This is a genomic window from uncultured Algibacter sp., assembly GCF_905480415.1.
Classification (GTDB): domain Bacteria; phylum Bacteroidota; class Bacteroidia; order Flavobacteriales; family Flavobacteriaceae; genus Algibacter_B.
Genome location: NZ_CAJQQI010000067.1, coordinates 1 through 7,180 on the forward strand (window position 1 = coordinate 1; position 7,180 = coordinate 7,180).

General features: G+C 32.7%; 6 protein-coding genes and 1 tRNA gene. 3 read left to right on the plus strand and 4 right to left on the minus strand.

All coding sequences use genetic code 11. The features are described from left to right. Both QZ260_RS05275 and QZ260_RS05280 read right to left on the minus strand, forming a co-directional pair. Nucleotides 1-1,133: DegT/DnrJ/EryC1/StrS family aminotransferase (locus QZ260_RS05275; RefSeq protein WP_295983605.1), on the minus strand; the 1,133-nt coding region annotated here is incomplete at its 3' end. Between the two features lie 10 nt (nucleotides 1,134-1,143). Then, nucleotides 1,144-1,773, minus strand: coding sequence for an NAD(P)H-dependent oxidoreductase (locus QZ260_RS05280; RefSeq protein ID WP_295983607.1), 630 nt, complete (start codon nucleotides 1,771-1,773; stop codon nucleotides 1,144-1,146). A 187-nt stretch (nucleotides 1,774-1,960) separates the two neighbouring features. Here QZ260_RS05280 and QZ260_RS05285 point away from each other — a divergent pair. Together QZ260_RS05285 and QZ260_RS05290 are read left to right on the plus strand one after the other, a co-directional pair. Beyond that, a tRNA-Ser gene (locus QZ260_RS05285) sits at nucleotides 1,961-2,045 on the plus strand. Between the two features lie 478 nt (nucleotides 2,046-2,523). Beyond that, nucleotides 2,524-3,312 (plus strand): PhzF family phenazine biosynthesis protein, encoded by a 789-nt coding sequence (locus tag QZ260_RS05290; RefSeq protein WP_295983609.1) that lies wholly within the window; start codon nucleotides 2,524-2,526, stop codon nucleotides 3,310-3,312. 275 nt (nucleotides 3,313-3,587) lie between these two features. Here the strand turns inward: QZ260_RS05290 and QZ260_RS05295 are convergent, their stop codons facing one another. Beyond that, a complete protein-coding gene (locus tag QZ260_RS05295; protein WP_295983610.1) occupies nucleotides 3,588-4,304 on the minus strand; it encodes a VIT family protein in 717 nt (238 codons plus the stop codon). Nucleotides 4,305-5,210: 906 nt separating this feature from the next. Between QZ260_RS05295 and QZ260_RS05300 the strand changes: the two genes are divergently transcribed. Beyond that, nucleotides 5,211-5,450: a CDGSH iron-sulfur domain-containing protein gene (locus QZ260_RS05300; RefSeq protein ID WP_295983611.1), complete on the plus strand. Its 240-nt coding sequence runs from the start codon at nucleotides 5,211-5,213 to the stop codon at nucleotides 5,448-5,450. 741 nt (nucleotides 5,451-6,191) lie between these two features. On the opposite strand, the gene QZ260_RS05305 is transcribed toward QZ260_RS05300, so the two are convergent. Beyond that, nucleotides 6,192-7,180: histidine kinase (locus QZ260_RS05305; RefSeq protein WP_295983613.1), on the minus strand; the 989-nt coding region annotated here is incomplete at its 5' end.

Below are 7,180 nucleotides of genomic sequence, written 5' to 3' on the forward strand. Positions count from 1 at the left end.
GTCCAAGAGAGTTTTATTAAACAAGATATATTTCTGGCGATGTAATGATCTGATTCTGAATAGTCTCTAGTTTTAAGATCTTCTAAACCTTTTTTCACTTCTGTGGAAATTGGATATAATGATTTTAATTCTTTTAAATGATTCCATGCCCTAATATAATGCCAATTGTTATCGTAATAATTCCAACAAGCATCTACCCCACTTTCTTTAAAACCTAGGATAACTTTTCTGGCTATTTCTAAATCTGGTAAAAAGAAATTTAAAAAGGCACAACTTTCTTCTCCGCCTTCCGGTACGGTTCTAAACGTAACTTCTGGAATTTCAGACAGTGCCTCACGCAATATACTGAAGTTTCGTTTTTGAATCTCTAAGAATTCTGGTAAGCGTTTTACTTGCGCTAAACCAACTGCTGCATGAAGTTCTGAAATCCTAAAATTATAACCTAAAAAGGGATGTGTTTCTGCCCCTCTATCACTACCAACATGGTCATGACCATGATCGCTGTAATGGTCGGCGTTTAAATAATACGCTTTATTGTTTGTAATTACGGCACCACCTTCGCCACAGGTTATGGTTTTCACAAAATCGAATGAGAAACATCCTAAATCTCCTATGCTTCCTAGTGGTTTACCGTTATACTTTCCACCAATGGCTTGACAGGCATCTTCTACTAATAATAAATTATGTTTAGTACACACTTTTTGCAATGCGTCCATATTTGCCATACTACCACACATTTGTACGACCATAACAGCTTTTGTTTTAGTTGTAATGGCTTTTTCTACAGCTTCTGGGTTTAAACATAACGTATCATCTACATCTACCAAAACAGGAATGGCTCCTAGCATCATAATAGCTTCAAAACTGGCTACAAACGTAAACGTCGGCATAATAACCTCATCGCCTGCGCCTACCCCAGCAGAGGCCAATGCTACAGATACTGCTGCTGTTCCGCTAGAAACGAGTTGTACGTGTTTAGATTGAAAAGTATTTTGTAATTCGAATTCTAACTCCTTAGCTTTCCAATGGCCATTTCGCATACCATCAAAACCATAACGCATAAGTACGCCATTGTCTAATACATCGTTTACTTCTTTTCGCTCTAAATCTCCAAATAATTCAAATCCTGGCATAATTTATTTTTTATAACTCAATAACAGTTTCTGAAATTGATTTTCTAACTTTTTTAAGTTCAGCAAACATATCATCAGCCGCTCGATACCCAACTGGTAATAACAAAACTGATTTTAATCCTTTTTCTTGTAATTGAAGTAGCTCGTCAAACCTAGCTGGTACAAATCCTTCCATAGGGCAAGCATCAATATCTTCAATTGCACAAACAGTCATCAAATTACCAAGTGCAATATAAGCCTGGTTTTTAGACCAATTTTGACGTTCTTCAACAGTCATTCCATTCATCGTTTTCATTAAGCTTTCTCTAAATGGATTTAGAATCTCTTCTGATGTATTTCGGGTATTTTTTATATTGTTATAATAATCTACCACATCTGAATTAATTATGTTGTCTTTAATACAAATAACTAGTAAATGTGAAGCTTCTGCAACCTGTTTTTGATGATATGAATGTGGTACTAAATTATCTCGTACTTCTTTGTCGCTAACAATTAGCATAGTTATAGTTTGCAAACCAAATGAAGTCGCCGTTAAATTAAATGCTTCTTTTAACGTATTTAGTTTAGCATTAGATAGCTTTTTAGTTGTATCAAATTTTTTAGTAGCATAACGCCACTTTAATTTATCAATGGTATTCATATATTTATAAATCTTTATTGCAAAAATAAGCTTTGAAATGTGTTTTTTTATCACAATATTAAATTAATTAGGTTTAAGATTTTCTGTAAAAAATATTATTAAAAAGTTTGTTTTTTATTTGAATAGAATGAAAAAGGACGCTATATTTGCACCCGCATTCAGGCAAATAGCTTGATTAGGCACTCAAGGAGAATTGGCAGAGTGGTCGAATGCGGCAGTCTTGAAAACTGTTGAGGGTCACACCTCCGGGGGTTCGAATCCCTCATTCTCCGCAATACAAAACCTCAATATATTGATAATCAATATTTTGGGGTTTTTTAGTACGCATATTTGTACGATTTATGTATTGCTAGCACATTATGTCGTGTCATTTAAAAAAATAAAAGTTTTTTTATCAGCAACATTCCCTGCACCTTAAAAACCTTTGAAGCCATATCAGAAAAAAGCCAAAAAAATCAGAACTAAAACTTGTAAATCTCACACCCCGGTCTAAAAAATATCACTTTTCTTTTGGTGTAGGTCTTTGTAAGATGTTGTATAACCTTGGGGTTCTGGATGTTTTATAAAATTTTTTCCTGTAGTATAAGAGGTATTTATTTAGCCTCTAGTTAATAGCTCAAAATCAACTCTCTTTATAATCAAAACTCATATTGTAATATAATTACTTAAATTTGAGTGAACATATAATAGATATATAGTTACCAGTAACTATATACACACGTTGGCAGTAATTTACAAGAACGAATAAGAATGAAACTTGAACTCTATCAAATAGATGCATTTACGGATGAAATATTCGGTGGAAACCCAGCCTGTGTAGTTCCTTTAAAAGATTGGTTACCTGATAGCACATTGTTGAAAATCACTAAAGAAAATGCTGTTGCTGAAACTGCTTTTTTTGTAGACAATGGTGATAAAATACATTTGCGATGGTTTACTCCAGAAATTGAAATGGACTTATGCGGACACGCAACACTTGCGACTGCTCATTGTCTAAAGTCAATTTTAAACTATCCTAAAGACAAAATAACATTTGAAACATTGAGTGGAGATTTGAATGTTACTATAAAAAATGATTTATATAGTTTGGACTTACCTTCAAGAATACCCATTGTTTCAGAATTACCTGAAATAATTAAAAAATCATTAAATATACAACCGAAAGAAGTTTATAAATCAAGAGATTATTTATTGGTTTACGAAACAGAGCAAGAAGTTGAAAACATCAAAATTGAGAGACAAATATTTGACCAAATAAATCTTGATCCTGGCGGAGTAATTATTACAGCAAAAGGAGAAAACTGTGATTTTATATCGAGATTCTTTACACCTCAAGCATCGATTTTAGAAGACCCTGTAACAGGTTCAGCTCACTGTTCATTAATTCCATTTTGGTCATTAAAACTTGGAAAAAATGAATTAAATGCAATACAAATTTCCGATAGAATTGGAAAATTACAATGCCAAAACAGAAAAGATAGGGTAATAATACGTGGAAAAGCGAAAACATATTCAATTGGAAATCTATGGACAGAATAAAAACTACAGCCAACCATGGCTATAATTAATACGGGTTTTGGTGCTTAACCCAAAGTTTAGGGGTTTTAACCAAGTCCAACAAATCTTTTTGATATCTTAATTTAATAAATATATTTTACCATAAATAATTGTTAACTTCTACATCTATGCAATTACCATATGAAAACCCTGAATTCATTCTTAGTCCGGTAACCGTAAACTCATCTTGGCCGCCACTCCAGGTATTGATGTGTTTTACAGTTAAAGTATTTTCATATTGTATTGATTATCGCTTTTTATCCGACATTCACATTGAAGAAATAACCAACTAGAGCTGTCAGTCCCATTGCGACGGTTCCCCAGAACGTAATTCGGATTATCGCTTTCCCGATACTCGAACCACCTGTCCTAGCAGCTAATGCTCCTAAAATTATAAGAAAAAATAGTGCAAAACCGTAAAGTGAATATTCTATACTTTTTAAGGGAAGAAAGAGCGTAACTAAAAAAGGAAGCAATCCTCCAATCGTAAATGCTGTACCAGAAGCAAATGCAGCTTGCATAGGTTTAGCTTGGCTAATTTCATTAATTCCCAATTCGTCTCTAATATGCGCCCCTAAAGCATCGTGTTCTGTTAACTCTTTGGCTACTGTTAAGGCGGTCTCCTTTTTCAGACCTCTTTTTTCATAAATCTCAGATAGTCTTTGTAATTCGATTTCTGGCATATCGTTTAGTTCTTGTTTTTCAAGTTCGATATCGCCTTTTTCAACATCTGTTTGCGAACTTACAGAAACATATTCTCCAGCTGCCATTGATAAAGCACCAGCAACTAGTCCAGCTAATGTTGCCAAAATAACAGGCTCTCGCAGATCACTGGCAGCAGCAACTCCAATTGCAATACTTGCCGTAGATAAAATTCCATCATTAGCTCCAAGCACAGCAGCTCTTAACCAATTACTTCTATGTATATAATGATTATCTAAATAATTGTCTAATTCATCTGTTTTCTCTGCCATCTGTTCTGTTTTTTTAAATTACACACGATAATTGGATATAGGCACTTGCCATAACCACACTATATAAATTCAAATGTAGTATTCTGTCTGAAGGTGCAAAATGATAAATGTCATTCATATCAGCAGCAGGGGCCCTATATCAACACTATAAATTGTTCTAGAGAAAAGGTTGCGGAATATCGTATTGAAACTATTTAAATTTTTCGGAATACTTATACAGACTATAACTGTATTTAGAACTTCTTACATCGGTTATGCCTTAATACTGTGTGTTATAAGCTACCTCACAAAATAATCCCTCCATATAAATCTAAAGGATTTTTTTCTAGGGTAATCGCTTTGGATGTGCTCTTAACTATTATAATCATTCGTACTAATTTGTTAAAAACTGTTAAAATATTACTTTGTTATGCATAGTACTGTAACAAAACATAATTGTTGTCGTCTATAGAGTATAATACAATTTAAATATAGAAATTATGAGAACTTTAAACAACAATCAAATTACCCAGAAATTAAGCTCTACCAAAGCTTTTGTTTGGAACAGCAAAAGACGTTACAAATAAATCTTTTAGAAAATTAAACAACTTTATAATAAAACCATCAAAATATAGAAATCATGAGAACTTTAAAAAACAATCATTTTCCCAGAAGCTTTAATAAAACAAGACATAATACTTGGGATGCCATAAGACGATATAAATAATCTTTAAATCATCAATCATTATAAATCAAAGGACGCTGTTAATTCACGTCCTTTTTTTTATTAAAGTTTTAAAGCATACTTATCAAGGCTATGGTCGTATTTAAAATATCTTACTTCGGCTATGGTGTTGTATAGAACGCGTAACTTTTTTAGACCATTAACTAAAAATTAAATTTATCTTTACATCAAAGACAAATAATATGGAAAAACCAACTATTGCAGGAAAAACACCATTAGCCGTTGAATTAGAAGCTGGAAAAACCTATGCCTGGTGTTCATGTGGAGAATCTACGAATCAACCGTTTTGCGATGGGTCTCACAAAGGTTCTGCTTTTGTCCCGAAAGTTTTTGTAGCAGAAGAAACAAAAACAGCTTATTTATGTAATTGTAAACATACGTCTAAACCTGCATTTTGTGATGGTTCGCATAAAAATCTGTAGAGTTTTTTAATAAAAAGGAGATACTAATACACTTTTATTAGTTTTTTTCTATGACTCTTTTGTATTTTATATTTAAATATTGGTATGCTAAACTCTCGGGCGGTCATTCGTTAATAATGGGTAAAAACATTCAAGCATCTGAATTGTTTTTACCAGACCTAGTGCAAAGTCCACTTGCAGTTTTCTAATCGATTTCCCTTTCAGGCCTAATGCCAAGTTTTGAGCCTAATTCTAGTTCTTCTGGAAAATCATCAAGTAGTCTACCTACTGTCCGTTTCGCATATTATATTGTAAATGGCATCTTCTAAATTTTCACCCCTTAAAAGTTTTCTCTTTCTATTTGTAACATTTGTTTTTAGAGCATTAGCACAACAATGGAATAAACATACCACAGTCTGTTTGCATTTATTATAGGTATACTAAAAGTGTTTACAACTAAAACAGGATCAAGCATATACACCATAAGTCTTAAAATTTAATTTAGACAACTAATTATAGTTTTTCAATTGAAAGTTTTTAATCAACTCAAGAACACTACTATAAATTATTAGGGAGAGAATTTTGTGAGATAAAATTTTAAAATGAAGACAAAAAAAAGGACCACTATTTCTAGTGACCCCTTTTACATAATTCTCCCAAAGAATTAATTAATAGCAGTGTAAAAATATAGAATTAATGCATGAATTAACTTACCAATTAGTTAATGCTTTAGATATACCAATTGCCGTTTTAATTACAGAATTAATCGTCAAATTCTGCGATATCTAGATTTAAAGATATGGTTGTTCCTTGCTCTTTTTCAGATGCTATAGTAAAGAAATTATTTGCTGAGGTGCCCAATAAACTTAGTCGTTCTCTTAATAATTTGAGACCTTTAGACTGATGTAATTGACCCGACAGTGTGGCGCCCATGCCTTTACCATTATCTTTTATAATACACTTTAGAACATTGTCATTTCTGAAGAACGAAATACTTAGTTCTGGTTTGGGATGGGTTTTTTCAAACGCATGTACAAATGCATTCTCAATAAAAGGCTGAAGCAACATAGGTGGTAAATGAACCTCATCGATGTCAAGGTCGCTGTAATCAAAGTTAACCTTAACCCTATTGTTAAAGCGCATGTTTTCTAAAGTAACATAAGATTGTAAATAGCTTATTTCTTCAGATAGACTTATAAATTGAAGCGAGGAATGATCGAGTGTTTTTCTAATTAATTTCGCAAATTCAGACAAGTACAACAACGCATTATCAACATCATTATCGATTATATAATTCTGAATAGAATTTAAAGCATTAAAGGCAAAATGTGGATTCATTTGTGAGCCCAAGGCCTCGAGCTTGGTTTCTATAAGTCGCTTTTGAATTTTAGCCTTTTCTGCTTCTCTAACTTGAATTACCGAAACACGTTTTTTGTACACAAATAAAAGAGATGATGCGGTAATTACGAACATCAATACATTAAACCACCATGTTTTCCAGAATGGTGGTAAGATGGTGATACTTGCCAATTTTGACTGCGTAATTAAACCAGAGTTAAGATCTTTAATACAAACGTTGACCTCAAATTCCCCATATGGTAAATAAGGTAAATTAATAAGCTTAGAGTCTACCACTTTATTCCAAGTGGTATCAAGGCCTGTGATGCTATAACTAAATTCTAATTTTTTAGGAAATGGGTGATTATAACTAACAAACTGAAGCTCTAGATTGTTTTGATCATAAGGCAGTT

What these genes read in the sequence shown, in the direction of transcription:
- QZ260_RS05280 (WP_295983607.1), bottom strand. Translation starts at nt 1,773, where the DNA reads ATGAATACCATTGATAAATTAAAGTGGCGTTATGCTACTAAAAAATTT.
- QZ260_RS05295 (WP_295983610.1), bottom strand. Translation starts at nt 4,304, where the DNA reads ATGGCAGAGAAAACAGATGAATTAGACAATTATTTAGATAATCATTAT.
- QZ260_RS05300 (WP_295983611.1), top strand. Translation starts at nt 5,211, where the DNA reads ATGGAAAAACCAACTATTGCAGGAAAAACACCATTAGCCGTTGAATTA.
- QZ260_RS05290 (WP_295983609.1), top strand. Translation starts at nt 2,524, where the DNA reads ATGAAACTTGAACTCTATCAAATAGATGCATTTACGGATGAAATATTC.